The following is a 24,089-nucleotide window of genomic DNA, read 5'->3' on the forward strand; positions in this document are numbered from 1 at the left end:
AGGGATCCCGGCTCTCTACATGAGGGCCGGCTCGGGCCTTCCGGGCTCCTTCTGCAACGCCGATAGCCGGCCTTTCGTCGCCCGCCGGTACGCAGCTGAGGTGTTCTCCCACTAGTTGGATCCTCTGAGGCGGTGGTACTGGTGTGGTGCCATAAATGTATGGCTATGAATCTGCGTGTTCCCGAAGAGCTGGACTGGCGATTGGACCTGCTGGCTGCCGAGGAACATACGTCTAAGTCTGCGTTGCTGCTTCAGGGTGCCGAGCTTGTGCTGCAGCGCCACCGGCGCCGTCGGGACATCGGCTTGGGGCTGGATTTCGTTATGAGCCATGATGCGGAGCTCCTGACCCGCCTTGGGGATGCGTGACCGCGTACCTCGAGATTGAGGATGCGCTGCAGGTCGTTGACCGGTACGGGTTCCATATCCGCGACATTGGGCTACTTGCCTCGGCATTGGCCCGGCCGGCAGTAACTGTCTTGGGTGCGGAGGCCTATCCGCAGTTGCCGATGAAGGCAGCTGCCCTCTTGGATTCGGTGGCCCGGATCTATCCTCTAATCGACGGCAACAAACGCACGGCGTGGACGCTGATGGTTCTGATGCTCTGGATCAACGGCTACCGGCACGACTTCACCACTGATGCGGCATTTGATCTCGTGGTGGGGGTGGCCGCCGGCGATGTCTCACTTGAAGTCAGTGCCGGGCTGATTGCCACGCATCTCGTCAGGCGCTAGTCGACGGTTTCGCGGGCATGCCGGTTGCGTGGTTCCTGCGCCGTCATGTGATTCTGTACCGGTCGGGTCATGAGATGACAGACGCGCTCCTGGCGGCTCCCGGGCGGGCCGGCCGTTCCCCCAGGTCAGTGGAGCAGGAGCCGGCCGCGTCGGCGGGCGGCTTACATCCGCGCGACTTTGGCCTTCACCATCAGGTAGAGGCCATAACAGATCAGACCGGCGCCGACGGCGGTCAGCATATAAACTCCGTAGGGCTGCTCGCGCAGGGCCTTCAATCCGCCGTCCAAGCCGGTGGACTCCTGAGGGTGGGCGTTAACTGTGGCAATGATGACCAGCAGTCCCACCAGAAACAGTGCGATGCCCTCTGCTACGTAGCCGACCACGCCCAGCCCCGTCACAACGGACCGGCCGGCGCCCGAGGACGGCAGCCGCAGATCCTTCCTGAACGATGCCTTGCATCCGAGGACCATGAAGACAATGCCGACGACGGCGACCGCGGCCCCGATGGCGACCAGCAGGAACGCACCCCCGGGTGCTTTCATGATTGAGACCGTGAAATCGCTGGTGGATTGTCCGCTGCTCTTGCTGTTTCCGCTTGCCGAGGCAGCGAACGTCAGCGCGATGACGGCGAACACTACCGCCTTGCCTGAGGCGGAAAGTTTCTTCCACACCTTCTTCTTGGCTTCCAGCTGACCGTAGGCGAACACGGCGTTACCGGTTTGCCAGAGCGCCAGCGCCACACAGGCAGCGAATCCGGTCCACAGCAGCAGCAGTCCCGCGGGCTGGCCGGCGAGCTGGGCGACGGCCCCGCCCTGGTCCGCCTGTCCGGCTTTGCCGGAGGCCAACTGGATAGCGACGGACCCGGTCAGAACGTGCAACACGCCGCTGACGGCAAACCCTGCCCTGGCGGCGATCACGAGAGCCCGGGAGTTCGATGCTTCCTCGACCGCGTCCGCGGCGTCCTTCAGCTCTTTCTTCATTTTCCGATCCTCAGTGCCAGCGCGCGCAAATACGGTGCTGTGCAACACACTATTTTCTCACGGAAGCCCGCGCTCAAACAGGCCCGGTCTGAACCCGCGAAGACGAACAGGCCCGCAGCCGGGTCAGTGGCCGGTGCGCATGCGATCGCGTGCGCAATTCACAACGGCGGACAAGTCGAGCCCGTAGGTGGGCCCCTCGCCGGAACCGTACTCCGCGAGTCGGGCCGCACCTCGCTCTAAAAGCCGGAGCGCGCCAACGCTGTTCCCCCGGGCGGCGTGGGTGAGCCCGACGCTGATCTGGGCGAGACCTTGCCAATGTTTGCGTTCTTCGGCTGGCCCAGCTTTCCATCGGGCCTTGACGACGGCCTCGCCTGTCGCCGGGTCGATGATCGTCCTGGTTTGGCCGGTGCCGCCGGTGATGGAGGCCAACAGGGCTTCATAGCTTTCCATAGTCGCTTCCACTTCGCAGGGGTACCGGATCTGGCCCATGGGCAGGGGTATGCGGGCTAGTGGAGCTGCTCGCTGATGCGCTTGGCGGCTTGCTTGACTGAGCTTCCAACTTGCTCGGGCGGAAGCTGGGCGCTTGGGTAAACCACCGCTATGGCGGCGGGTTGGAATCCCTGCGGCAGCTTCAGCGGGACGGCTACGGCCGTAACCCCCGGCAGGACTTCGTGGTGGCTGACGGCAAATCCCAACTCGCGCACCGAAGCCACTTCCGGACGTCGGGGCTGATCGGGAGAAATCGCCTCCCACTGTGAATCGTCCAAGATCGCCTGGATGGCGAGTCCGGGCGCCCCGATGTTTAGGGGGTGCCGGGTGCCGGGGCGCTGGACGACCGCGGCACGGCTGTGTCGCGGTTCAACGCTGGTAAGTGTGGTGCAGTCCCCACGGTCCAGAACCACCAGGAAGGCGGTTATGCCGAGTTTGTTGGCCAAGGATGTCAGCTCCGGCAGCGCTGCCGTCTGCAGGTCGCGGGCAACGCCGCGTGCCAGCGCAGCCAAGCCGGTGCCCAGGACGACGCCCCCGGCGCCGTCCCTGGCGACGAGTCCATGGTCCTCAAGGGTGCGCAGGATCCTGTAGGCGACTGAACGGTGGACCCCCATCCGCTCCGAAACTTCTGCGATGCTGATTGCCGTCGTTTCGTCGCTGAGGATTTCAAGCATTCTGATACCGCGAGAAAGCGTCTGCGAATGGGCCGGGGTCGTCTTCTCGCCGGAAAGTGCTGCGCTTGCCATGGTGGTCTTCTGCTCCATCGTTCTCTTTGCCCAGTGAGCCTGCCCTTCTGCAGGCTGGCCTCTATGGCCATCGAAGTAGTCCAACTTTAGAACCTAAAGTGCGATTATCGAACACCATACTGCCCGAGGGATGAAGTGTCAGCGCGCGTAGGGGTCGGCGATGCCGATGTATTGCGTGGTGGTGTATTCCGCGATGCCTTCGGTGCCGCCTTCGCGGCCGAGGCCGGACTGCTTGACGCCGCCGAAGGGTGCGGCGGCGTTGGAGATGACGCCGGCGTTGAACCCGACCATGCCAAACTCGATCTGCTCCGCCACGCGCAGGAGCCGGTTGAAGTCGCGGCTGTACAGGTAGGACGCCAGCCCGTATTCGCTGGCGTTGGCCAGGCGAATGGCATCTTCCTCAGTGGCGAATGTCGTCACGGGTGCCACGGGGCCGAAGATTTCCTGGCGCAGGATCGCAGCGTCGTTATGCACGCCGCCGAGGACGGTGGGCTGGTAGAAGTAGCCGGCTCCTTCCACAGGTGATCCGCCGGTGATGGCGGTGGCTCCGGCGTTGACGGCGGCGCTGACCAGGGCGTGGACGTCATCCCGGGCGGCGGCGTCGATCAGCGGGCCGACCTGGGTGGAAGTCTCAGTACCGCGGCCAGTGGTCAGGGATCCCATGGCGGCGGCGAATCTCCGGGTGAATTCCTGCGCGACGGATTCGTGGACCAGGAAGCGGTTTGCTGCGGTGCAGGCTTCGCCCATGTTCCGCATTTTGGCGGCCATGGCACCTTCGACGGCTTTATCCAGGTCTGCGTCCTCGAAGACGATGAAGGGTGCGTTGCCGCCGAGTTCCATGGAGGTCCGCAGGACGTTCTGGGCGGCGTCCGCCATGAGGCGTTTGCCGACCGGGGTGGAGCCGGTGAAGGAGACCTTCCGCAACCGGGAGTCCTTCAAGAGCGGTCCGGAGATGCCAGACGCAGACGAGGAGGCGACGACGTTGAGGACCCCGGCGGGCAGGCCGGCGTCGAGCATGGTCTGGGCGAACAGTTGGGAGGTCAGCGGGGTGAGCTTGGCGGGTTTGAGGACCATGGTGCAGCCCGCGGCGACTGCGGGGGCGACCTTGCGGGTCGCCATTGCGAGAGGGAAATTCCACGGTGTGATGAGTAGGCACGGGCCTACCGGCTTGTGCTGGACCAGGATCTTGTTTTTGCCTTCGGGGGTGGTGAGGTAGCGGCCGTAATCACGGACTGTCTCTTCGGAGAACCAACGCAGGAACTCCGCACCATAAGTTACCTCGCCGCGGGCCTCGGCCAGCGGCTTGCCCATTTCCAGGGTCATCAGCAGCGCGAAGTCCTCGGCGCGTTCAGTGACCAGGTCGAAGGCGCGACGCAGGATCTCGGCCCGCTCCCGTGGCGCCGTGCGCGCCCAAGAGGCCTGGACGGCGTCCGCTGCGTCGAGCGCGGCGACGGCGTCCTGACTGGTTGCCGAGGCGAGGGTGGCGAGAACCTTCCCGGTGGCGGGGTCGTGGACGTCGAACGTGCCGCCGTCGGACGCGTCCCGCCACTGCCCGCCGATCAGCAGGCCGGTGGGCACGGAGGCGATGAGCCCAGCCTCGCGTTCAGGAGAAATGGCAAGAGTCATTGCCGCAGATGTAGCAGTCATGAAAAGTCCTAACTAAAGCGAGTCAGTAGCTGGCGGGGGAGTCGCCGTCAGAGGGCCGAGTGTATTGGGAGGCGAGGGCTTCGGAGCCGCGGGCCAGGATGGCGACGTCGGCGCCCACCAAGACAAAGGCAGCGCCGGCCTCAAGGTAACTGCGGGCGGTGGCCGGGTTGAACGCGTTGACGCCCGCAGGTTTCCCGGCCGCTTTTGCAGCGGTAAGGCAGTGTTCGACGGCGGCACGGACCTCAGGGTGTTCCTGCTGTCCCAGCACGCCCATGGAGGCGGCGAGATCGGACGGCCCGAGGAAGATGGCGTCCACACCGTCCACGGCCAGGATTTCATCGACGGCTTCCACGGCCGCGGTGGATTCGATCTGGACCGTGAGGCTGATGGTTTCGGACGCCCGGGCGAGGTAGTCCGGGATCCGGTTCCAGCGCGCGGCCCGGGCAAGCGCCGAACCAACACCCCGCACACCCTGCGGCGGGTAGCGCGTGGCAGCCACCGCCGCAGCTGCGTCGGCTGCTGAGTTGACCATGGGGATGAGCAGGTTCTGCACGCCGAGGTCCAGGTACTGCTTGATCAGCACGGTGTCGTTGACCGGGGGCCGGACCAGTGCGTGGACCGGGTAGCCGTTGACGGCCTGGAGCTGGGCCAGGATGGATTCGAGGCCGTTGGGGCTGTGTTCGGCGTCGATGAGGAGCCAGTCCAGGCCGGATCCGGCGCAGAGCTCGGCGATCAGCGGGCTGCCGGAGCACACCCACATCCCGGCCAGCGGGCGGTCGGCCGCGGCGAGGACGTCGCGGAACGTGTTCGCATAGTCAGGATTTCCGGGTTCTACTCGAAGCGGCATGTGATGGCTCCCAAGGGTCCGTAGTCGGCATGGACGGTGTCGCCCTTGGACACCCACAGTGGGCGGGTGAAGGAACCGGCGAGGATGATGTCCCCGGACTTCATCCCGTCGCCGTGGGCGGCGATCTTGTTGGCGAGCCAGTGCACGCCGTTGGCGGGGTGGTCCAGGACGCCGGCAGCAACTCCGGTTTCCTCCACAGTCTGGTTTTTGTACAGGATTGCCGAGACCCAGCGGAGGTCCACGGCGTCCGGCTTTACGGGGTTGCCGCCGATCACCATGGCGCCCATCGCAGCGTTGTCCGCGATGGTGTCCACGATGGTCCGGCCCTCCATTTCGATCCGGGAGTCCAGGATCTCGAGGGCCGGCACCACGTAGTCGGTGGCGTCCAGGACGTCGAAGATGGTGCAGCCGGGGCCGGCCAGGTCCTTCTTCAGCACGAACGCGAGCTCCACCTCCACCCGGGGATGGGTGTACTTGTCCCACTCCACCGAGCAGCCGGTCCCGAGCACCATGTCGTCGAAGATGGCGCCGTAATCCGGTTCGGTGATGCCGGTGGCGGCCTGCATGGCCTTGGAGGTGAGGCCGATCTTTCGGCCCACCAGCGTGCGTCCGGATTCCTCGTTGCGCCGCCGCCACAACTGCTGGACGGCGTAGGAGTCCTCCACCGTCATCTCCGGATAGCGGGCCGTCAGTCGGGGAACAGGGGTCCGGGACCGCCCGGCCTCCAGCAGTTCATCAGCAATGGCCTCAATCGTCTTCGCGTCCAGCATGGCTACAGCTGCGCCCCGAGCTTAAAGCCTTCGGCTGCACTTTCGGCGTCTTTGCGGGTGTAGGAGAATCCGTCGGCGCCGACCGTGACGGCCATTTCACTCTTTTCCTCTCGTTCGATGACGGGCTGGGGGTTGCCGTCGAGGTCCAGGACGAGGGAGGCTTCGGTGTACCAGGAGGGGACGACGGGGTTGCCCCACCAGTCGCGGCGCTGGTTGTCGTGGACGTCCCAGGTGATGGTGGGGTTGTCGGGGTCGCCGGTGTAGTAGTCCTGGGTGTAGATCTCGATCCGGTGGCCGTCCGGGTCCAGGATGTAGAGGTAGAAGGCGTTGGAGACGCCGTGCCGGCCGGGTCCGCGTTCGATCCGGTCGCTGATGCGCAGGGCGCCCATCTTGTCGCAGATCTGGATAATGTTGTGCTTTTCGTGCGTGGCGAACGCGACGTGGTGCATGCGCGGTCCGTTGCCGCCGGTCAGGGCGGTGTCGTGCACGGTCTGCTTGCGGTGCATCCAGGCTGCGTAGGTGACTCCGTCGGAGTCCTGGATGTCCTCGGAGACGCGGAAGCCGAGGTCCTCGAGGTACTTGCGGCCGCGGGGCACGTCGGGGGTGACCTGGTTGAAGTGGTCCAGGCGGACCAGTTCGCCGGCGGAGTAGAGGTCATAGCGCTGGGTGAGGCGTTCCACGTGCTCCACGTCGTAGAAGAATTCGTAGGGAAAGCCCAGCGGGTCCTCCACGCGGACGGAATCGCCCACGCCCTTGGTGAAGCCTTCCTTGCGGCGTTCGGTGCGGCAGCCCAGTTCCTTGTAATAGGCCTCGGCGGCGTCCACTTCGGCGGGGGACTTCACCCGGTAGGCAAAGGCGGCGACGGCGGCGATCGGCCCCTTGCGGAGCACCAGGTTGTGGTGGATGAACTCCTCGAGGGAGCGCAGGTAGATGTTGTTCTCGTCTTCCTCGGTGACGTGCAGGCCGAGGAGGTCTACGTAGAACTCGCGGGACTTGGCGAGGTCGGTGACCACAATCTCCATGTAGGCGCAGCGGACGATGTCCGGGGCCGGGACGGTGGGGGTGGGGACGAAGTTTGTCATGGGGTTCTCTCTTCTTTGAGCAGGTATGTGGAAAGTAGGGTTAGCCCTCGTTGGCGGCGGAGTCTTCGATGCCGCCGAATTTGGGGGTGTGGACGGTGCCGAGGGTGATGTGCACGGCCTGCTGGTCGGTGTAGAAATCGATGGAGCGGTAGCCGCCTTCATGGCCCAGGCCGGAGGCCTTCACGCCGCCGAACGGGGTGCGGAGGTCGCGGACGTTATGGCTGTTCAGCCAGACCATGCCGGCCTCGACGTTCTGGGAGAAGTTGTGGGCGCGGGTCAGGTTCTGGGTCCAGATGTAGGCCGCGAGCCCGTAGCGGGTGTTGTTCGCCAGGGCCAGTGCCTCGTCGTCGTTCTCGAAGGGGGTGATGGCGACGACGGGGCCGAAGATCTCCTCCTGGAAGATCCGGGCGTCGGGGGCGACGTCGGCGAACACGGTGGGTGCGATGTAGTTGCCTTCCGGCAGGTGGCTGGGGCGGCCGCCGCCGGCGAGGAGCCGGCCTTCGGTCTTACCGATCTCCACGTACGAGGCCACCTTCGCGTAGTGCTCGGGGTGGACCAGGGCGCCCACCTCAGTCTTGGGATCGTGCGGGTCCCCAACAACGATGTTCCTGGCCCGGGCGGCGTATTTTTCGCAGAATTCATCGTAGATGGCGCGTTCGACGAGGATGCGGGACCCGGCGGTGCAGCGTTCGCCATTGAGGGAGAAGACCCCGAACAGAGCCGAGTCGATCGCGGCGTCCAGGTCGGCGTCGGCGAACACCACGCACGGTGACTTGCCGCCGAGTTCCATGGACAGGCCCTTGAGGTTGGCGGCGGCGTTGCGGAAGATCGTCTGCCCGGTGGTGGTCTCGCCGGTGAAGGAGATCAGCGGTACGTCCGGGTGCTTGACCAGGGCGTCCCCGGCTTCTTCGCCGAGGCCGTTGACCAGGTTGAATACACCGTCGGGCAGTCCGGCGTCCTTGAAGATCTGCGCCCAGAGCGAGGCGGAGAGCGGCGTGAATTCGGCCGGCTTCAGGACCACGGTGTTGCCGGTGGCCAGGGCGGGGGCGAGTTTCCAGGACTCGAGCATGAACGGGGTGTTCCACGGGGTGATGAGGCCGGCGACGCCGATCGGCTTGCGGTTCACGTAGTTGATCTGGGCGCCGGGGACCTTCATGGCGTCGTCGAACTGGGCCACGATCAGGTCCGCGAAGAACCGGAAGTTCTCGGCGGCCCGGAGTGCCTGGCCTTTGGCCTGGGTGATGGGCAGGCCGGTGTCGAAGGTTTCGAGCTCGGCGAGGCGTGCCTCCTGTGCTTCGACAGCGTCGGCGATCCTGTTAAGGATGCGGGCCCGCTCGCGGGGCTTCATCCTCGGCCACGGGCCGTTGACGAACGCGTCGCGGGCGGCGGCGACGGCGAGGTCGATGTCTTCCTTCTGGCCGGCCGCGGCGGTGGCGTAGTTGGTGTTGGAGACCGGGTCCAGGACGTCGAACGTCTTCCCGCCCACGGAGTCAACGAACTCGCCGTTGATGTAGTGCTGGATGTGGGTGGGGAGGTCCTGCGGCACGTAATGGTTCGTGGTCTGTTCTGCGGTGAACGTCATTGTTGTTTCCTTACTGATAGTTCAACGCGGGGTCACTTCTGGCCCAGTCGGGGCCGTTTATCGGGCGTTTAGTGACCCCGCGTTGTTTGTGGGAGGGGTTGAGCCTGGGCGAGGTAGGCGTCCAGGGTGGCGGAGCGGTGCCGGCGGGCGGCTTTCTCGATGGCGTCAGCGTCGGCGCCGGACTCGATCAGCCGCAGGAGTGCCTCGTGTTCGTCCACCGAGTCGTGGGCACGGCCGGGGACAAAGCGGAACGTCGAGGACCGCAGCGACGCCAGCCGATTCCAACCGCGGTGCACCAGGTCCAGGATGTGCGGGTTGGGGCAGTGCTCGAACAGGACGCTGTGGAAATCCTGGTTGAGCCGTGTGAACCGGACCGGGTCGAAATGCTGCAGGCAGTCGCGCATCTCCTCGTTCACCGCGCGGGCCCGGGCAATGTCCGCCCCGCCGATCAGTGGCGCCGACAACGCGGTGGCCGCACCCTCCACAATGCTGAGGGTCTGCATGGTGTAGAGGTATTCGGTGGGATCAATTCCGGAAACCGTTGCTCCCACGTTGCGTTCGAACTTCACCAGGCCCTCAGCCTCGAGCCGCCGGATTGCCTCACGAACCGGGACCACGCTGAAACCGAGGTCCTTGGCAATCGAAGCCAGGACCAGCCGGTACCCGGGAGTGTAGGCGCCTTCTACGATCCGCGCTTTCACCGCCTGGTACGCCTGCTCCGACTTGCTTCCGGTAACGATTGAACCTGGCAGGTTGGTAACGGCTGTTTCAGTCATTTGCGTTGCCTGCTTCCCATTCCTTGTATCGTGCCTGCCATTCGGCGTTCATGGGGTAGAGGCCGTCAACGCTGTTGCCTTGCTGGACCATCTCGAAGATGAACGTTTCTTCCTTTTCCTGCTGGATGCAGTCCTCCACCAGTTCTTCGGCGATGGCTGGCGGGATCACCAGGATGCCGTCGGAGTCGGCCACGATGATGTCGCCCGGCTGAACCGTGGCACCGCCGCAGGCGATGGTGATGTCCGTATCCCACGGGATGTGGCGGCGGCCGAGCACGGCGGGGTGCGGGTTGGCGTAGTAGGTGGGCATGTCCAGGCCTGCCACGGCGGTGAAGTCACGGACGCCGCCGTCGGTGATGATGGCCGCAGCGCCGCGGACCTGGGCGCGCAGGGCGAGGATGTCTCCCACGGTTCCGGTGCCCTTCTCGCCGCGGGCCTCCATTACCAGGATCTCCCCCTCGTTCACGGAATCGATGGCCTTCTTCTGGGCATTGAAGCCGCCGCCATGGGTCTTGAACAGGTCTTCGCGGTTGGGTACATACCGCAGGGTCCGGGCCAGGCCGACCACGCGCCGGTCCGGCCGCGTGGCTTGCAGGCCATCGATGCTGACGTTGTTCAGCCCGCGCTTGCGCATCTGCGAAGACAGGGTGGCGGTGCAGACGCTTTCCAGCTTCGCCTTCAGCTCAGGGGTCAGGATATGCCCGACGGCGGGGCCCTCCGCGGCGCCGAGCCCGGCGGCCTCGCGGGAACCGTACGCCTCCTCCCGCTGTTGGTCATCAACCTTGGGTGCGGCACCAAAGTCCGCGAACGCCGTCGTGCCTTCCTCCACCCGGGTGACCAGGCGGCCTGAGGTGTGATCCCCGGCGGAGACCTCCACTTCGAGGACGTCACCCGGCTTGGCGACGGAGGCGCCGGCCGGAGTGCCGGTGAGGATGATGTCCCCCTCTTCAAGGGTGAGCAGCTGGGACAGGTCCGCCACAAGCCGCGCGAAGGGGAAGAGCAGGTCCTCAGTGGTGTCATCCTGAACGAGCTCGCCGTTGTGCCAGGCACGGATCCGCAGCTTGGCGGGGTCCACGGCGTCAGCGGCGATCAGTCCCGGGCCGATCGGGGTGAAACCGTCGCCGCCTTTGGACCGGAGGTTGGAACCCTTGTCCGCGTAGCGAAGGTCGTACACGCCCAGGTCGTTGCTGGCCGTGATGGAAGCTACGTGGTTCCAGGCGTCCTCGATAGTCACCCGCCGCGCGGCCTTGCCGATGATCAGTGCGATCTCGCCCTCGTATCCGAGGAGTTCACACCCCGCCGGCCGTTCCACCGGACTGCCGCTCAGTGCGAGTGACGACGACGGTTTGAGGAAGTAGGACGGCTGAACAGGGGTGCGCCCCCGCTGAGCGGCACGGCTGGGGTAGTTGATGTGCACCGCAATCACCTTTCGCGCCGCCGCCAAGGTTTGCCCGTTGACCTGCTCCAAAGCTGTCTCCTCATCAAGTACGAAATCGTATACGAATAACTATGAAGTGCATCACTGAATCCGTCAAGCCTGGCGTTCCGCTACTTTTCGGACCCTTGTCGCCCCCGTCACAGGTGCCGTACAGTATCTTCCTAATCCCTGCGATTCGAATATAGAACCGCAAATTCGCATATAGAACACCACCCGATGAATCGAAGCCCACAGTGAAGTGAGGAAAGCCCGTGCAGTTCCACCACCACGGTTATGTATCCGGTGACCCGCGGGTGCAGCCCGCCGCCGGCGTCGGTATTGACCGGCCCGCCGAGCTCCCCGACGAAGTAGACGTACTCATCGTCGGCACCGGTCCAGCCGGCATGCTCGCCGCAGCACAACTCTCGCAGTTCCCGAACATCACGACCCGTATCGTGGAGCGCCGCCCCGGCAGGCTCGCCATTGGCCAGGCTGACGGCATCCAGGCCCGCAGCGTGGAAACCTTCCAAGCCTTCGGCTTCGCCGAGCGGATCATCGCCGAGGCCTACGCAATCACGGAAATGGCTTTTTGGAAGCCGGATGTCAACGACCCGTCGCGCATTGTCCGCACCGCCCGGACCCCGGACGACCCCGCAGGTATCAGTGAATTCCCGCACCTGATCGTCAACCAGGCCCGGGTGCTGGACTACTTCGCCGAGTACATGGCCAATGCGCCAACCCGCATGGCGCCTGACTACGGTTACGAGTTCCGGGGCCTTGAGGTGGGGGAGGGGGAGTACCCGGTCACGGTGACCCTTGGCCACACCTCCGGGCCAAAGGAAGGGCAGGAACGCAGCGTTAAGGCGAAATACGTGGTGGGCGCCGACGGTGCCCGAAGCAAGGTGCGCGAGTCCATCGGCTGTACTCTCGCCGGCGACCAGGCCAATCACGCCTGGGGTGTCATGGACGCACTCGCGGTCACCGACTTCCCCGATATCCGCACCAAATGCGCCATCCAGTCCGGCTCCGGCGGCAGCATCCTCCTCATTCCACGTGAAGGCGGCCACCTCTTCCGCATGTATGTGGACCTCGGCGAAGTGGATCCCAACGACAAGGGCGCAGTCCGCAACACCACCATCGAGGAGATTATCGACAAGGCCAACGAGATCCTTCACCCTTACACGTTGGACGTCCGCAACATCGCCTGGCACAGCGTCTACGAGGTGGGACACCGGCTCACGGACCGGTTCGACGACGTCCTGCCGGAGGACCGCGGCACCCGCACACCGCGCGTGTTCATCACCGGGGATGCTTGTCATACGCACAGCGCGAAGGCAGGCCAGGGCATGAACGTCTCTATGCAGGACGGCTTCAACATCGCCTGGAAGCTGGGCCATGTACTGGAAGGCCGCAGCCCTGAAAGCCTGCTGTCCACGTTCTCGGCAGAGCGGCAGGTGGTCGCGAAGAACCTCATCGACTTCGACAAGGAGTGGTCAACGCTCATGGCCAAGAAGCCCGAGGAATTTGAAGACCCGACAGAGCTGGAAAATTTCTACGTCAGCACCGCGGAGTTCCCGGCAGGGTTCATGACCCAGTACGCGCCATCCATGCTGGTGGGCAGCGCTGACCACCAGCACCTCGCTACCGGTTTCCCCGTCGGCAAGCGCTTCAAATCCGCACCCGTGGTCCGCGTCGCCGACACCAACCCCGTTCACCTCGGCCACCACGCCACAGCCGACGGCCGCTGGCGGATCTACGTTTTCGCCGATTCCGCCCTTCCCAAGGGGGGACGGTCGGCGACCGGGAACGGCGTCCCGTCCGCGACGGAATTATTCGCCGACTGGATTGCGAGCTCTCCTGAGTCACCTTTGGCCGCAACACCGTCGGATGCTGATGCTGACGCTTGGTTCGATGTGAAGGTGGTCTACCAGCAGGATCATCACAGCATCGACATCGGTGCCGTCCCGGGCATCTTCAAGCCGCAGGTTGGCCCGTTCAAACTCACTGACTACGAAAAGGTCTACGCCACCGACCCCGCTGCAAACATCTTCGAACTCCGCGGCCTGGACCGCGCCGGCGTCGTAGTGGTGGTACGTCCCGACCAGTACGTCGCAAGCGTCCTCCCGCTAACGGCAACGGCCGAGCTGGGCGCCTTCTTTGCCGCCCTGTTGCCTGATCGCAGGCCAGCAGCGGTTCCCGCCGCATCATCGTACGGCGCCCCGGCCGGTCACTCAGCCCTCATGAGCAACAGGGTGTGAGGCGCTTGTCGACCGCAATACCGCGGGAGCTCCCCCGGTCGCCAACGCATAAGCCGGCCGGACAGCAGGGAAGTTGCCGGCACCATTGGCCTGCGGGGAGGGGTACAGTTTTTGCGATCCACGAAGCCGGACTGCGATCTGGACGGTGACGCTCATCGTCTCACCGGTCCTGGCGAGCTGATATGTGCCGCGATGACCTTGCCTTCCGCGGCCATGGTGTGCTGTGACTTGTTCAAGGCGCTTCGCCTGATTGTCAACGGCCCCTTGCGAAGTTCTTGCCGCAGTTTTCCTGGTCAGCCCATGTGCAAGCTGATTCGTTGCGCGGCTTCCACCAGGGACTTCCCACCTGCTCGGCAGGCAGTTCATCGCCGAGGTAAACCACGGCGATCGCTGCAGGCTGCTGCCCGGCCGGCTGGGTCAGCGGAGCGGCAATCCCCGTCACGCCCGGAAGGACTTCGTGATGGCTGACGGCAAATCCCTGCTCGCGGACCGAGGCCACCTCGGGCCGGCGGGAGTGCTGCGGCGAGGTCACACCCCACTGGGGATCGTCCAGGATCGGCTGGAGGGCCAGTCCTGGTGCGCCGGCGTCAACGGGGTGCCGGGTGCCGGGCCGCTGTACGACAGCGGCGCGGCTGTGGCGTGGTTCCACACTGGTCAGGGTAGTGCAGTCGCCGCGGTCCAAGACAACGAGGAATGCGGTCATGCCGAGTTCATTGGCGAGGGAAGTGAGCTCCGGCAGTGCCGCAGACTGCAGGTCGTGGGCAGCGGCGCGGGCCAGTATGGCCAGCCCTGTTCCCAGAACGCCGTGGACAGCGCAAAGGTCCCCCGTATTCAAGCCGCAGGTGGGCCCCTTCAAGCTGACGCACTACGAAAAGGCGTACGGCATCGACCCCGGCGCGGACATCTTCTACCTGCGCGGACTGGACCGGGGCGGCGTGGTCGTTGTGAACCGTTCCGACATGTAAGTTGCGAACTTTCTACCGCTCACCGCGACGGCCGTTCTTGGGGGGGTCCTCTTCCCGCTACTGAAGCAGCATCAGACTGCGGCGGCCGCCGTCCGGTCGTCGGGCGGCATACATGTCGAGGTGATCCTCAGCGGCAGGCCTCCCTTGACAGATTCCACCCGACGTTTCGTCGTTCAGGTATGAGGCTCCCGTCTGGCAGTTCCCTTGGGGAGGCTCAAGAGGCTGAACCGTGCAGACAAAGACGGGAAGTTCTGTGGCTCGTGCTGAGTGGGACGAACTCGCTGGTTCGAGTCACGTCATCGTTTCTCTTAAGACTGCGCATACAAGCGGAGTAACTTATGCGCTTTCTCTCCGTTCTCGACCGGGCGTTGAACAGCAAAAGGGACCGTCCTCTTGCCATTTCGTACTCCTTGCTGTCGTGGGCCGCGGCGATACGGCGGCGGGCGTTGATGGCGGTACATGCCCAACAGGTCGTCCCGTTTCTGGGATTCCCGATTCTGGGCGCCGGCACCCGGCCTTGATCACAACACACGTCTGGTCCCCGGCAAAAGGAGACTTCAAGACATGCTGCTGCTAGATACTCGTCAGGGTGACTCGCGGATCGAGAGCGAGTCCGCCAGGGTCTACAGAGATCATTCCGCCATCGACTGGCACCACGGCGGAATTGATATAGGAGGCTTTGTCGGAGAGAAGCCAAGCTATTACATTGGCAACTTCCGACGATTCGGCGGGTCTGCGGACGGGCACGAAGGATGTCGCGACTTTGTAGGCGTCCTGGTATCCCAGCCCCAGTTCTGCGCCGCACTCCTGCATCTCCATATCGGCCATTTCAGTTCGGGTCCACCCCGGACAGATTGCATTCGCCCGCACACCGAGAGGACCGTAGTCCACGGCAATTGACTGCATCAGCATGACGAGGCCGGCCTTGGTGGCGTTATAGCCGGCGGTGCCTTCGGTTGCTCTGAGTGCAGCGGCTGAAGCGACGCCAACGATGGAACCGCGCGAAGCGAGTATGTGGGGCATCGCTTCCCGGGCGAGGCGTAGGGGACCGGTGAGGTTTGTGCTGACCATTGCCTCCCACGCATCATCTGCGAGATCTCCCACGGATCCAGCGCGCACAATTCCCGCATTCAAGACCAGGCCGTTAAGGGATCCAAAACGTTCGATAGTGGTTCCGACCAGTCGCTTGATGTCAGGCTGCGAAGCCGCATCGGCGACAATTGGGACTGCGCCGGTGGATTCGGCGACCTGTTGCAGAGGCTCCAGACGGCGGCCGGAGACTATGACCTCCCAGCCGTCGGAGCGGAGAGCTCTCGCCGTCGCCGCACCAATTCCTGTGCCGCCTCCGGTGATGATTGCTACCGGTTTATTGCTCATCTCATTCCTTCGTATTAGACGGACCAAAACACTTGCCGGCCCCGGCGCCCAGTAAAGACCACGTATAGATTGAATTAGCCGTTGATGACTTGGGGGATGCCGAGGGCTTTGAGGCCTTCGACGCCGAATTCGAGGCCGTAGCCGGACTGTTTTGCTCCGCCGAAGGGGATGCGGGGGTCTACGACGCCGTGTTTGTTGATCCAGACGGAACCAGCCTGAATCCGGGCTGCCACTTCGCGTGCCGCGGGGAGGTCTGAGGACCAGACGGAGGCGCCGAGTCCGACGTCCAGTCCGTTGGCCATCTCCACGGCCTCGTCCAGGGTGCTGTAACGAATGATCGGCAGGGCGGGTCCGAATTGTTCCTCGGCAACGAGCGGGTTGTTGTTGTCGATGTCCGCGATCAGGGTGGTGGGGTAGAAGTAGCCGGGCTGGGTGGTGTCGGGGTTTCCGCCCAGCAGTACGCGTGCGCCGGATTCCTTGGCCGCGTTCACGAGGTTGGCCACGATGTCGTACTGGGCTTTGTTCTGCAGGGGCCCCAGGACGTTGTTCTCGTCGAGCCCGTTGCCCATGGGCATTGCGGCGGCGACGGCCGTGAGTTCCTCGCAGACGGCGTCGTAGATGTCCTCGTGGACGTAGAGGCGTTTGAGGGCGGCGCAGGTCTGGCCGGTGTTAATGAAGGCGCCCCAGAAGAGGTCCTGGGCGATGGCTTTGGGGTCCGCGTCGGGCAGGACGATCCCTGCGTCGTTTCCGCCCAGTTCCAGGGTGAGCCGCTTGACGGTGTCCGCGGAGGATTTGATGATGGCCTTGCCGGCGGCCGTGGATCCGGTGAACATGATTTTGCCGATGGCGGGGTGGTTGGTCAGGCGGGCACCAACTTCACGGCCGCATGAGACCACGGACAGCAAGCCTTCGGGAAGTTCCCCGTTGATGACCTTGATCAGTGCAAGGACGCTCAGCGGGGTGTTGCCCGAGGGCTTGACCACCGCGGCGTTACCCATGCGCAGGGCGGGGGCGATCTGCCAGACGGTGATCATCATGGGCCAGTTCCAGGGACCGATAGCGCCCACAACACCGATGGGCTTGTAGTGCAGCACGGCGCGCGTCTCACCGTCATCGACAACTGTTTCCGGGTCCAGGGGAATGGTCGCGGCAGCCCGAAGCCACGCCGCGCACGCACCCACCTCGAATCGGGCATTAGGGCCGTTCAACGGCTTGCCCTGTTCCCGGGAGAGCAGCTGGGCCAGTTCCTCCGCGGAGCGTTCAACGGCATCGGCTGCTTTCAGGAGTACAGCTGACCGGCCTTCATGACCCAGTGCAGCCCACCCCGGTTGCGCCGCCACAGCCCCCGCAACAACCTTCTCCAGGTATTCAAGATCGTGCAGAGGTGCCTCTCCCACAGTCTCACCGGTAGCCGGATCCAAAATGGTGCGGGTTGGGCCAGAGTACGCGGTGACCTGATCAAGCAGGGATTGGTATGTCTTCATGGTGATTCTCCTCATCGAGCGGGGGTCGGTCGGTCCTGACATCGTTGTTTAGGACAAGGTGAGTGGTTCGTCAGCTGAATTCAAGGGCAGGTTGGGCTGACCGGGCCAGGTATCCGTGATCGGCAACGATGCTGGTTCCGTTGATCGGTTCGCTCACGGGCGAGGCGAGGAAGACAGCATGCGCCGCCACCTGCTGTGGCTGCATGACTGGCATACCTGTGCCGACGAACCCGTCCTGGCGTCCGAGGTCCGTCCGGGACATCGGGGTATCGACGACGCTTGGGCAAAGGCAGTTGACTCGGACTTCAGGGTGGTCGACGGCCAGGGCCTTGGTGAGCATAAGGACAGCTCCCTTTGATGTGGTGTAGGGGGCCATGCCCTCGAATGCCACCAGAGCAGAGTCGGAGGCAAGGAATACCATTGCCGCCACGTCGCTCTGCTTCAGCAGCGGGATGGCGTGCTTGGCGAGCAGGAAGTTTCCGCGGACGTTCACAGCCATAACCCTGTCCCAGTCCTCTACAGCCACCTCTACTGCGGGGGTTCCCACCGGCCCCGAGATTCCGGCGCAGGCGATGACGGCGTCAAGCTGACCAAAGCGGTCATGCACTGCCTGGATGCACCGGCGGACGTCCGCCTCCTCAGTGACGTCGGCCTGCACAAACTCAACCTGGTAACCGTCGCGCCTGAAGTCTCCTGCAATGGCAGCTCCCTTCGGGTCTCGGTCAACGATGAGGACCTTCGCTCCTTCAGCGGTCAGGGCCCGGACGCATGCGTGACCGATACCTGACCCGCCGCCGGTCACTAATACCACGCGGTCCTGCAGTCCCATATCCACGGGTTCTGTCCAATCTTTAGATCGATGTTTGCTGCTACACATTTGCCTAGCCGAGATAAATGCGATGTCCGGGCGATAGCCCGGACATCGCCTGACGCGTCAGTGCTTGTGGTTGTCCTCGGGGTATTCAGTGGTGTTCAGAACACTGAGCCGTGAGTTGAAGGGAATGACGACAGGTTCGGCTGCTGGATCATCCCAGCCGAACATCCGGCCGATGGAGCGCTGCTCGCGCAGGTCTACCAGCAGCACAGCTTCGACACACATGACCTTCTCAGTCCAGAAGAAGACGAACAGATCCTCTGCTACTTCCCAGGTCATGCAACGGTCAGTGTCAGCAAGTCCTGCCTCCGCGCCGCGGACGCAGTTCCAGGTGAAGGTTCCGGGGTTGAGGTAGATGTGTTCGTAGGTTTCGACGTCGCTGTAGCGGTAGTAGATCCGCTTACCGACCAGGCCGGAGGAACGCTCATGCCGCACCGAGGACCTTTCGGTGTTGAACTGGCTGAACTCGGTGGTGCTCCGGGTCCGGCCGTCCACAACGACGAACCGGGACACTCCGGTGGTGGTGGCCCCCGTGTTGTGATCGAGGATGATGGTGACGTTTTCTTCGCTGAGGCCTTCGCCACGGAGGAAATCGACGATGAAGATGCCGGGACGGGCTTCGATGGCCTTGTAGCGGGCTGCTCCACTCTTCCTGTCCTCGCCGCGGGCATCCGTCCAAGTAAGGGAAGATTCGTCGTCAAAGCGGTACTCGGAGCTGGCCCCGTCGGCCTGGAGACTTAGTGTGGTGCCAGCCAGCGCCGGGGAGGCGGGCAGCGTCTGATCACCGAAGCCTTCCAGCATGGCGGACACGGGCGGCCACTGATCCTCGGGGATGTAGTCCTGGATGTCAGCTGCTGAAGTCATGTTTTTGTTCCTTGTTCTTGTACTACTGGGTTTGGACTGGACAGGTGTATGCGGGGTCAGCCGATGACTGCTGCGAAATTGATGGAAGGCTTTTGTGTGCCGCGGGCGAGGCCGGCGATGAAGAAGAGGGGTATGCCCAGCAGGAGCCACCTGGCGACGCCGCCCGCGCCGCCGAGCAGTGCGTCGTAGTTGTCCAGGGTCAGGTATCCAATGACGATGAAGGCCAGGAATGAAAGCGACGGGGCGATCACGGTGACCCACAAGTTGTCCCGCATCCGGTTCCTGGCGAAGAAGACGACGATGGCCGCTGATGTCACCAGCAGGATAGTGATGAAGCCTGCAGTCCCCAAGGCCACAAACCATGCAAACACGGTGGTAATGGGGTCGGCTCCTGCAAGCAGGAAGATGCTGATGATGGCCAGAACGACCAGTCCGTTGACAAGGCCTGCGACGTGCGGAGCGCCGTTCTTCGAAACGGACGAGAGCTTTGCCGGCAGGGCGCCGGCACGGCCGAGGGAGAACAGGTAGCGGGAGAACATGTTGGACAGGCCCAGGAGCATGGCGAGGAAGCTCGTGACGACGAGAATCTGCATGGTTATGTTCAGCCAGTAGCCGGCGCTGGATTCTGCGAGGTCGAAGATCATTCCCGCTGGATTTTCGGCAGCCACGGTCTGGATGTTGTCCATGCCGATGGCCCCGCTGATAGCCCAGGTCGAAATCATGTAGAAAACGCCAACGAAGGCGATGACGAAGTAGGCGGCCCGCGGGATGGTGCGGCGTGGGTCCTTTGCTTCCTCCGCGAAGACAACGGTTGCTTCAAAGCTCGTGAAGCAGGCAAAGGCAAACAGCAGGGAGATTCCCAGGCCCGGACCAAAAACGCTGGATCCGGTGAAACCTTCAAAGGTGAAGATTCCAAATCCCTTCTGTGCGACGAGGGACACCACGAGGGCCGCGACCGCGAAGGCTTCCCCGAGGATAAGAATCCCCAGCACCTTAAGGCTGGCATCGACACCGCGCATGGTCAGACCGGTAACGACAGCAAGCAACACAGCGATCCACAGGTAGACCGGCAGGCTGATGCCCGTGAGGCCTTCAAGCAGCATCTGTGCAAAGACGCCGAACTGGGACCACAGCCCGATCTGGAGGCTGAGATAGGTCAGGATGGCGATCCCTGCCCCGCCGGTTGCCCATTTGTTGCCCAGGCCTTTGGCCATGTAGGCCACGAAGCCGCCGGCATTCGTGATGTGCTGGCTCATCCGCAGGTAGCCGACCGAGAAGAGGGCAACCAGCAAGGCAGCGATGACGTAAATGACCGGGGTGCCGGCCCCACTGGCCGAAAATAGTACGGGGCTGGCGCCCACCACTGCCGCCATCGGGGCAGCTGCAGCAATGGCAAAGAAGGCAATGGCGATGACGCCGAGCTTGTTCGGCCGCAACCGAACCGGAGCGGCGGAGGCATCCCGCTCGTCCAGCCGAAGATTCACCGATGTACTGACTGGTTCTTGATTCATGCGTTGGCTCTTTCAGGAGTGCAGGGCGCGTAGCCGATGCGGAAAGTGTTTGATACCCCTGCTTCTGCGCCACAATGCACTGGGAGGCTGGGGGAGAGTCGTGCGCGAGATGTTTGATCGGACTGTGATCCGAAGCACAAGGCAAACTCTACGTCTGTATAGTTGTTACTGTCAATGCTCTCCCCCTGAAGTAACGAGGGAGCTAAACTCGGTCCATGAGCGAACCTTCAACCGAGCCCTCAACCCGCCTGCCGTATGGGGACGGGCGCGACGCCCTGCTGGCGGCAGTCATCGATGTCGTGGGGGAAAAGGGTCTAAGAGGAGTCAGCTACCGCGCTGTCGCGGCCCGGGCGGGCGTTAACCACACCCTCGTTACACATCATTTCGGTTCCATAGAGGGACTACTTGCCGCCACCATGGAATGGGCCGTTCAGCGCTCAATTCAGGAGACCGGCCTGGAAAGGATTGTCGATTTCGACGAAGAGTTCGCCGATTCACTCATCGCAACAGTGTCGGCTGAACCCGAACTGCAGCTGTTCCAGTTCGAGATGCTCTTGGAATCCCGACGCAACCCCCAGGTGAGGTTCCTCGTCGAGCGGCTGTACGCCAATTACATGAGCACCGTCAATGACGCACTCCGGCAACGCGGCCTGCACGCCGATGATGGAGTTTCCTTAGCGATCTTTGCTGCCTTGGACGGCCTTATGCTGCAGTTCCTGACCATCAGCGATCCGGTAACAATCAGGGCTGCAGTCATACAGGTCGGACGCCTCGTCTCCATGCTGGAAACCTCCAGGGACCGCGATGAAGAGGTCCTGCGCCAGCTTCGTTCCGTTCCCGAGGGGTAGAATCGCCGCCGCGCGAGTGTGCGGATGCGGTGCCGCCACCAACGGGTGGCCTACTTGTCCAAGGGCTCAATCCGCTGCGCAGACTGCGATATCGTCAGAACCCTCGTGGGGTGCCTCCCTTGCCTGGGGAAACACCACTGTGACCGACGTTTGGCAGTTCCGAGGGGTCAGCTCCTGAGATGGAGTCCGTAGGCTGCGGGCAGCTTCAAGACCGCTCTCGATGGCGCCGTCTATGAAACCACCCCAGCCATTGGCAAAATCGGAGCCTGCAAAGATCAAGCGGCCCTGCGGCTCCTGGAAAGTTGCCAGGCATTCGGTCAGGTACCCGGGCCTGTGCATGGGCCACGTTTCGCCGGAAAAAGGGTCAGTAGTCCAGTCATGGCTGGCGACATCCAGAACTTCGGCATCGGGCAGGAGTAGATCAACTGCAGCCTGAACCTGCTCGAGATCTGTCGTGTCCAACCTGGAGGAATCTGGACCGAAGGCCACCAGGATGGTGTCCCCTCCCTGTTCGTATTCGGTTTGCGCGAAGTTTAGCGGCCAGTCCGCGGACCCCAAAGCCACGAGCGGACGTGGACTTCCTTTGACCTTGATCCAAGCCTTAACTCCTTTAGACACCTGCCCTTCGGTTACAGCTTTCCTGCTTGAATCAGACAACGCCGGCTCGAACGAGATCCCTTGCAGCGCGCCCAGGGGAATTGTGCAGATTACATGCTTAGCCCGGTACCGTACGCCGTCCGCTGCCGTTACGGAGATGCCGGTGTCGTCCTGCTGGAACGCCAGGACGGCTGTATTCAGCCGGACATCGGTACCGACTGCCATGGCATTGATCAGCGCCTCCGTTCCGCCCTCGATCTTGAAGGTGGCACATGCTTCGAAGCTGACCAGCCAATCACCATTTGTCAGTGCCACCCACCGCAGCGCCTGAGTAAATGCCGCATCATCGACGGGCCCGTTGAAGTTAAGCGCCCAGAAGGACTCCAGGATGTCCTTTGAGTAATCGCTGATTTGCAGTTCTGCGATCTTCTCCGAGAGGGAAAATGCGTCCACCTCCACGATCGCCGGATTGGCAAACGGCGTGAAGGGCTGGGGAAAGTACCGCCGTGAGTCCTCAACGAGCTTCTGGTTAGAAACGCCGAGGTCCATGAGGAGTTGGGCAGGATCGCCGTGATGGCGCTTACCGTCACCCCACCAGTAGGCAATTTCCGGGGTTGGGCTCTGCGCGGTACCCAGCCCATAGCGCTTCATTTCCGCCCAGACAAAGGGCTGGGTCCAGTGGACCCATGTTCCTCCTATTTCCAAAGAGCGTCCCAATTGGGTTTCCAGCCAGGCACGACCGCCCAAGCGATCGCGGGCTTCCAGAACGATTACGGAGATACCGCTTTGCCCAAGCTCACGAGCAGCAGTAAGGCCGGCGAAGCCCGCGCCTATGACCAGGACATCAGCATCCAGGGCCGGGGAGGTGGTTTCCGTCATGACAATCCTTCGTAGCGTCTGCGCAGCGTCGTCAGGAGTAAACAAAGAACTCAGTCGTTGTTGCAACGACAGACCACCTGGTCTTGGCGCCCTTGTTGAATGACGCGGCGGAGCCGGGCTTCAGATCGAAGGTCTCACCGCCGATCACCTCAATATGCAGGTGTCCTTCAATGATGTGGATGGTTTCGTCAGCCTCGATCAACAGGTCGAAAGGTTCCGGCGCCTCCTCAGGGGTTACATGCCAGAATCCGGCAGAGAGGGCAGGGCGGTCTCCGTCGCCGGGCCGGCGCACCCACTGAACGTTGCCCACCTCAAAGGGCTCGTACTTTCCCGGATCGTGTGCGTCGTGCGTAGTGAATTCCAAAGAGGGGGAGGACGTGGACATTTGATCTCCTTGCGGAAGGTATGGGACGACCTGCTCAGCAAATGCTGAGTTGTGAGTCTTATCACAGCTAAGCATTTGCTGAGTCTCGGCGTCAAGGGTTCTTCTGAAACAGATAGACTCGGCTTATGGGTCCACAGGGAAACGGCGGCTACGGCACCGGCAGGCGCGCCCTGCTTGCCGCAACTGTTCACGTAGTGGCACGCAAGGGCCTTCGAGGCTTGACCTACCGTGCCGTTGCTGAAGTGGCAGGCGTAAACAACACTCTGGTAGCCCACCACTTCGGATCCCGTGATGCGTTAATCGAAGCGGCGTTGGAGTGGTCGGTAGATCAATCCATAGGCCTGTCCGGGCTGGAGAATCTGCCCTCCGCGGAAGAAGATTTTCTCCGCAGCATCCTGGCGCTCATTCACGAAAACCCCGATCTGCAGACCTTTCAGTACGAGATGATTCTGGAGGCCAGACGGCGGCCGGAGCTTGCAGATGCGATCCGCAAACTCTATGAGAGTTACATCTCAGCGCTCTCTACGGGATTAAGCGGCTGGGGCATCCGGGACGAGGCCGGGATCGCCCAGGCTTCTTTTGCGGCACTCGACGGGCTGGTCCTCCAGCTCATCGCCGGCGTAGACGAGCAGCGCACTGAGCAGGCCATACGCTACCTCTGGACTACTCTCACCCAGCACGCACACGCCTCGATCTAAGCCCTCCAGCGCCAAGTGAAACCGCGACGTCGTCGATGCATGCTCCTCTCGTTAGCGACGGCCCAAACCAAACGCCGATGAAGACCGTCAAGCCGGTGCCGGCGTCATGTCTGGACGTCCCCTAGCGGGCCCGATGGGAAGGTCGCAACACCCGGACGCGCTGACAACTGCCAGAAGATCCATCAGAACGTCATCGCCCAGTACCGCATCGACGCCCATCTGAAGTTCGATTTGTTGCGCCAGCTCATTGACGAGCCAAATGGCGGCAGGGGCTTCGTCGTT

General features: G+C 63.2%; 24 protein-coding genes. 6 read left to right on the top strand and 18 right to left on the bottom strand.

The genetic code is table 11. The features are described 5' to 3' along the window. Nucleotides 1-165 precede the first annotated feature (165 nt). Together ACZY0Q_RS01565 and ACZY0Q_RS01570 are read left to right on the top strand one after the other, a co-directional pair. Nucleotides 166-366 carry a hypothetical protein gene (locus ACZY0Q_RS01565; RefSeq protein WP_463913882.1) on the top strand — a complete coding sequence of 67 codons (201 nt, stop codon included), beginning with the start codon at nt 166-168 and terminating at the stop codon, nt 364-366. Beyond that, nucleotides 363-731 carry a type II toxin-antitoxin system death-on-curing family toxin gene (locus ACZY0Q_RS01570; RefSeq protein WP_463913885.1) on the top strand — a complete coding sequence of 123 codons (369 nt, stop codon included), beginning with the start codon at nt 363-365 and terminating at the stop codon, nt 729-731. The genes ACZY0Q_RS01565 and ACZY0Q_RS01570 overlap by 4 nt, the downstream gene beginning before the upstream one ends. 161 nt (nt 732-892) lie before the next feature. On the opposite strand, the gene ACZY0Q_RS01575 is transcribed toward ACZY0Q_RS01570, so the two are convergent. From ACZY0Q_RS01575 to ACZY0Q_RS01620, 10 genes are all read right to left on the bottom strand, one after another. Next, entirely contained in the window at nt 893-1,711 is an 819-nt protein-coding gene (locus ACZY0Q_RS01575; RefSeq protein ID WP_463913888.1) for a DUF1206 domain-containing protein, read from the bottom strand. Between the two features lie 123 nt (nt 1,712-1,834). Continuing rightward, a complete protein-coding gene (locus tag ACZY0Q_RS01580) occupies nt 1,835-2,161 on the bottom strand; it encodes a DUF309 domain-containing protein (RefSeq protein ID WP_463913891.1) in 327 nt (108 codons plus the stop codon). A 56-nt stretch (nt 2,162-2,217) separates the two neighbouring features. Then, nucleotides 2,218-2,946 carry an IclR family transcriptional regulator gene (locus tag ACZY0Q_RS01585; RefSeq protein ID WP_463913893.1) on the bottom strand — a complete coding sequence of 243 codons (729 nt, stop codon included), beginning with the start codon at nt 2,944-2,946 and terminating at the stop codon, nt 2,218-2,220. Nucleotides 2,947-3,084: 138 nt separating this feature from the next. After that, complete coding sequence (locus ACZY0Q_RS01590; RefSeq protein WP_463913896.1) at nt 3,085-4,593, bottom strand: NAD-dependent succinate-semialdehyde dehydrogenase; 1,509 nt, start codon at nt 4,591-4,593, stop codon at nt 3,085-3,087. A 22-nt stretch (nt 4,594-4,615) separates the two neighbouring features. Further along, the gene (locus tag ACZY0Q_RS01595) at nt 4,616-5,440 is read right to left on the bottom strand and encodes an HpcH/HpaI aldolase family protein (protein ID WP_463913899.1); all 825 of its coding nucleotides are present in this window, start codon (nt 5,438-5,440) and stop codon (nt 4,616-4,618) included. Continuing rightward, the gene (gene hpaH, locus ACZY0Q_RS01600; RefSeq protein ID WP_463913902.1) at nt 5,425-6,210 is read right to left on the bottom strand and encodes a 2-oxo-hept-4-ene-1,7-dioate hydratase; all 786 of its coding nucleotides are present in this window, start codon (nt 6,208-6,210) and stop codon (nt 5,425-5,427) included. The genes ACZY0Q_RS01595 and hpaH overlap by 16 nt, the downstream gene beginning before the upstream one ends. Nucleotides 6,211-6,212: 2 nt before the next feature. Next, nucleotides 6,213-7,292 carry a 3,4-dihydroxyphenylacetate 2,3-dioxygenase gene (gene hpaD / locus ACZY0Q_RS01605; RefSeq protein ID WP_463913905.1) on the bottom strand — a complete coding sequence of 360 codons (1,080 nt, stop codon included), beginning with the start codon at nt 7,290-7,292 and terminating at the stop codon, nt 6,213-6,215. Nucleotides 7,293-7,332: 40 nt separating this feature from the next. Further along, entirely contained in the window at nt 7,333-8,874 is a 1,542-nt protein-coding gene (hpaE, locus tag ACZY0Q_RS01610) for a 5-carboxymethyl-2-hydroxymuconate semialdehyde dehydrogenase (RefSeq protein ID WP_463913908.1), read from the bottom strand. Nucleotides 8,875-8,942: 68 nt separating this feature from the next. Further along, the gene (locus ACZY0Q_RS01615; RefSeq protein WP_463913910.1) at nt 8,943-9,650 is read right to left on the bottom strand and encodes a GntR family transcriptional regulator; all 708 of its coding nucleotides are present in this window, start codon (nt 9,648-9,650) and stop codon (nt 8,943-8,945) included. Further along, nucleotides 9,643-11,118, bottom strand: coding sequence for a fumarylacetoacetate hydrolase family protein (locus tag ACZY0Q_RS01620; RefSeq protein WP_463913913.1), 1,476 nt, complete (start codon nt 11,116-11,118; stop codon nt 9,643-9,645). The genes ACZY0Q_RS01615 and ACZY0Q_RS01620 overlap by 8 nt, the downstream gene beginning before the upstream one ends. A 221-nt stretch (nt 11,119-11,339) precedes the next feature. Between ACZY0Q_RS01620 and ACZY0Q_RS01625 the strand changes: the two genes are divergently transcribed. After that, on the top strand, nt 11,340-13,325 hold the full coding sequence (locus ACZY0Q_RS01625) for an FAD-binding monooxygenase (protein WP_463913915.1): 1,986 nt from the start codon (nt 11,340-11,342) through the stop codon (nt 13,323-13,325). A gap of 253 nt (nt 13,326-13,578) precedes the next feature. On the opposite strand, the gene ACZY0Q_RS01630 is transcribed toward ACZY0Q_RS01625, so the two are convergent. After that, on the bottom strand, nt 13,579-14,160 hold the full coding sequence (locus tag ACZY0Q_RS01630; RefSeq protein WP_463913918.1) for an IclR family transcriptional regulator: 582 nt from the start codon (nt 14,158-14,160) through the stop codon (nt 13,579-13,581). Between the two features lie 7 nt (nt 14,161-14,167). Between ACZY0Q_RS01630 and ACZY0Q_RS01635 the strand changes: the two genes are divergently transcribed. Next, complete coding sequence (locus ACZY0Q_RS01635; RefSeq protein WP_463913921.1) at nt 14,168-14,290, top strand: hypothetical protein; 123 nt, start codon at nt 14,168-14,170, stop codon at nt 14,288-14,290. A gap of 573 nt (nt 14,291-14,863) precedes the next feature. On the opposite strand, the gene ACZY0Q_RS01640 is transcribed toward ACZY0Q_RS01635, so the two are convergent. The 5 genes from ACZY0Q_RS01640 to ACZY0Q_RS01660 all read right to left on the bottom strand — a co-directional run bounded on the left by ACZY0Q_RS01640 (nt 14,864) and on the right by ACZY0Q_RS01660 (nt 20,400). Then, nucleotides 14,864-15,667 (bottom strand): SDR family NAD(P)-dependent oxidoreductase, encoded by an 804-nt coding sequence (locus ACZY0Q_RS01640; RefSeq protein ID WP_463913923.1) that lies wholly within the window; start codon nt 15,665-15,667, stop codon nt 14,864-14,866. A gap of 74 nt (nt 15,668-15,741) precedes the next feature. Continuing rightward, entirely contained in the window at nt 15,742-17,151 is a 1,410-nt protein-coding gene (locus ACZY0Q_RS01645; RefSeq protein ID WP_463913926.1) for an aldehyde dehydrogenase family protein, read from the bottom strand. A gap of 70 nt (nt 17,152-17,221) precedes the next feature. Next, on the bottom strand, nt 17,222-17,980 hold the full coding sequence (locus ACZY0Q_RS01650; RefSeq protein ID WP_463916209.1) for an SDR family NAD(P)-dependent oxidoreductase: 759 nt from the start codon (nt 17,978-17,980) through the stop codon (nt 17,222-17,224). Nucleotides 17,981-18,085: 105 nt separating this feature from the next. Continuing rightward, the gene (locus ACZY0Q_RS01655; RefSeq protein ID WP_463913928.1) at nt 18,086-18,889 is read right to left on the bottom strand and encodes a MoaF C-terminal domain-containing protein; all 804 of its coding nucleotides are present in this window, start codon (nt 18,887-18,889) and stop codon (nt 18,086-18,088) included. A 56-nt stretch (nt 18,890-18,945) separates the two neighbouring features. After that, nucleotides 18,946-20,400: an APC family permease gene (locus ACZY0Q_RS01660; RefSeq protein WP_463913930.1), complete on the bottom strand. Its 1,455-nt coding sequence runs from the start codon at nt 20,398-20,400 to the stop codon at nt 18,946-18,948. 215 nt (nt 20,401-20,615) lie between these two features. Between ACZY0Q_RS01660 and ACZY0Q_RS01665 the strand changes: the two genes are divergently transcribed. Beyond that, a complete protein-coding gene (locus ACZY0Q_RS01665) occupies nt 20,616-21,248 on the top strand; it encodes a TetR/AcrR family transcriptional regulator (protein WP_463913933.1) in 633 nt (210 codons plus the stop codon). 66 nt (nt 21,249-21,314) lie between these two features. Here ACZY0Q_RS01665 and ACZY0Q_RS01670 read toward each other — a convergent pair whose 3' ends face one another. Both ACZY0Q_RS01670 and ACZY0Q_RS01675 read right to left on the bottom strand, forming a co-directional pair. Then, nucleotides 21,315-22,724, bottom strand: coding sequence for a flavin monoamine oxidase family protein (locus ACZY0Q_RS01670; protein WP_463913935.1), 1,410 nt, complete (start codon nt 22,722-22,724; stop codon nt 21,315-21,317). Nucleotides 22,725-22,755: 31 nt separating this feature from the next. After that, the gene (locus tag ACZY0Q_RS01675) at nt 22,756-23,109 is read right to left on the bottom strand and encodes a cupin domain-containing protein (RefSeq protein ID WP_463913937.1); all 354 of its coding nucleotides are present in this window, start codon (nt 23,107-23,109) and stop codon (nt 22,756-22,758) included. Between the two features lie 125 nt (nt 23,110-23,234). On the opposite strand from ACZY0Q_RS01675, the gene ACZY0Q_RS01680 reads away from it, so the two are divergent. Next, nucleotides 23,235-23,807, top strand: coding sequence for a TetR/AcrR family transcriptional regulator (locus ACZY0Q_RS01680; RefSeq protein ID WP_463913939.1), 573 nt, complete (start codon nt 23,235-23,237; stop codon nt 23,805-23,807). The last annotated feature ends 282 nt before the right edge of the window (nt 23,808-24,089 follow it).

This window comes from Pseudarthrobacter lactosi (assembly GCF_055412785.1).

Bases quoted from the DNA above. Each gene is read 5' to 3' on its own strand.
- ACZY0Q_RS01595 (WP_463913899.1), bottom strand. From the start codon at position 5,440: ATGCCGCTTCGAGTAGAACCCGGAAATCCTGACTATGCGAACACGTTC.
- ACZY0Q_RS01670 (WP_463913935.1), bottom strand. From the start codon at position 22,724: ATGACGGAAACCACCTCCCCGGCCCTGGATGCTGATGTCCTGGTCATA.
- ACZY0Q_RS01645 (WP_463913926.1), bottom strand. From the start codon at position 17,151: ATGAAGACATACCAATCCCTGCTTGATCAGGTCACCGCGTACTCTGGC.
- hpaH (WP_463913902.1), bottom strand. From the start codon at position 6,210: ATGCTGGACGCGAAGACGATTGAGGCCATTGCTGATGAACTGCTGGAG.
- ACZY0Q_RS01590 (WP_463913896.1), bottom strand. From the start codon at position 4,593: ATGACTGCTACATCTGCGGCAATGACTCTTGCCATTTCTCCTGAACGC.
- ACZY0Q_RS01655 (WP_463913928.1), bottom strand. From the start codon at position 18,889: ATGACTTCAGCAGCTGACATCCAGGACTACATCCCCGAGGATCAGTGG.
- ACZY0Q_RS01640 (WP_463913923.1), bottom strand. From the start codon at position 15,667: ATGAGCAATAAACCGGTAGCAATCATCACCGGAGGCGGCACAGGAATT.
- ACZY0Q_RS01660 (WP_463913930.1), bottom strand. From the start codon at position 20,400: ATGAATCAAGAACCAGTCAGTACATCGGTGAATCTTCGGCTGGACGAG.
- ACZY0Q_RS01565 (WP_463913882.1), top strand. From the start codon at position 166: ATGAATCTGCGTGTTCCCGAAGAGCTGGACTGGCGATTGGACCTGCTG.
- ACZY0Q_RS01650 (WP_463916209.1), bottom strand. From the start codon at position 17,980: ATGGGACTGCAGGACCGCGTGGTATTAGTGACCGGCGGCGGGTCAGGT.
- ACZY0Q_RS01680 (WP_463913939.1), top strand. From the start codon at position 23,235: ATGGGTCCACAGGGAAACGGCGGCTACGGCACCGGCAGGCGCGCCCTG.
- hpaE (WP_463913908.1), bottom strand. From the start codon at position 8,874: ATGACGTTCACCGCAGAACAGACCACGAACCATTACGTGCCGCAGGAC.
- ACZY0Q_RS01580 (WP_463913891.1), bottom strand. From the start codon at position 2,161: ATGGAAAGCTATGAAGCCCTGTTGGCCTCCATCACCGGCGGCACCGGC.
- ACZY0Q_RS01615 (WP_463913910.1), bottom strand. From the start codon at position 9,650: ATGACTGAAACAGCCGTTACCAACCTGCCAGGTTCAATCGTTACCGGA.
- ACZY0Q_RS01665 (WP_463913933.1), top strand. From the start codon at position 20,616: ATGAGCGAACCTTCAACCGAGCCCTCAACCCGCCTGCCGTATGGGGAC.
- ACZY0Q_RS01585 (WP_463913893.1), bottom strand. From the start codon at position 2,946: ATGGCAAGCGCAGCACTTTCCGGCGAGAAGACGACCCCGGCCCATTCG.
- ACZY0Q_RS01575 (WP_463913888.1), bottom strand. From the start codon at position 1,711: ATGAAGAAAGAGCTGAAGGACGCCGCGGACGCGGTCGAGGAAGCATCG.
- ACZY0Q_RS01675 (WP_463913937.1), bottom strand. From the start codon at position 23,109: ATGTCCACGTCCTCCCCCTCTTTGGAATTCACTACGCACGACGCACAC.
- hpaD (WP_463913905.1), bottom strand. From the start codon at position 7,292: ATGACAAACTTCGTCCCCACCCCCACCGTCCCGGCCCCGGACATCGTC.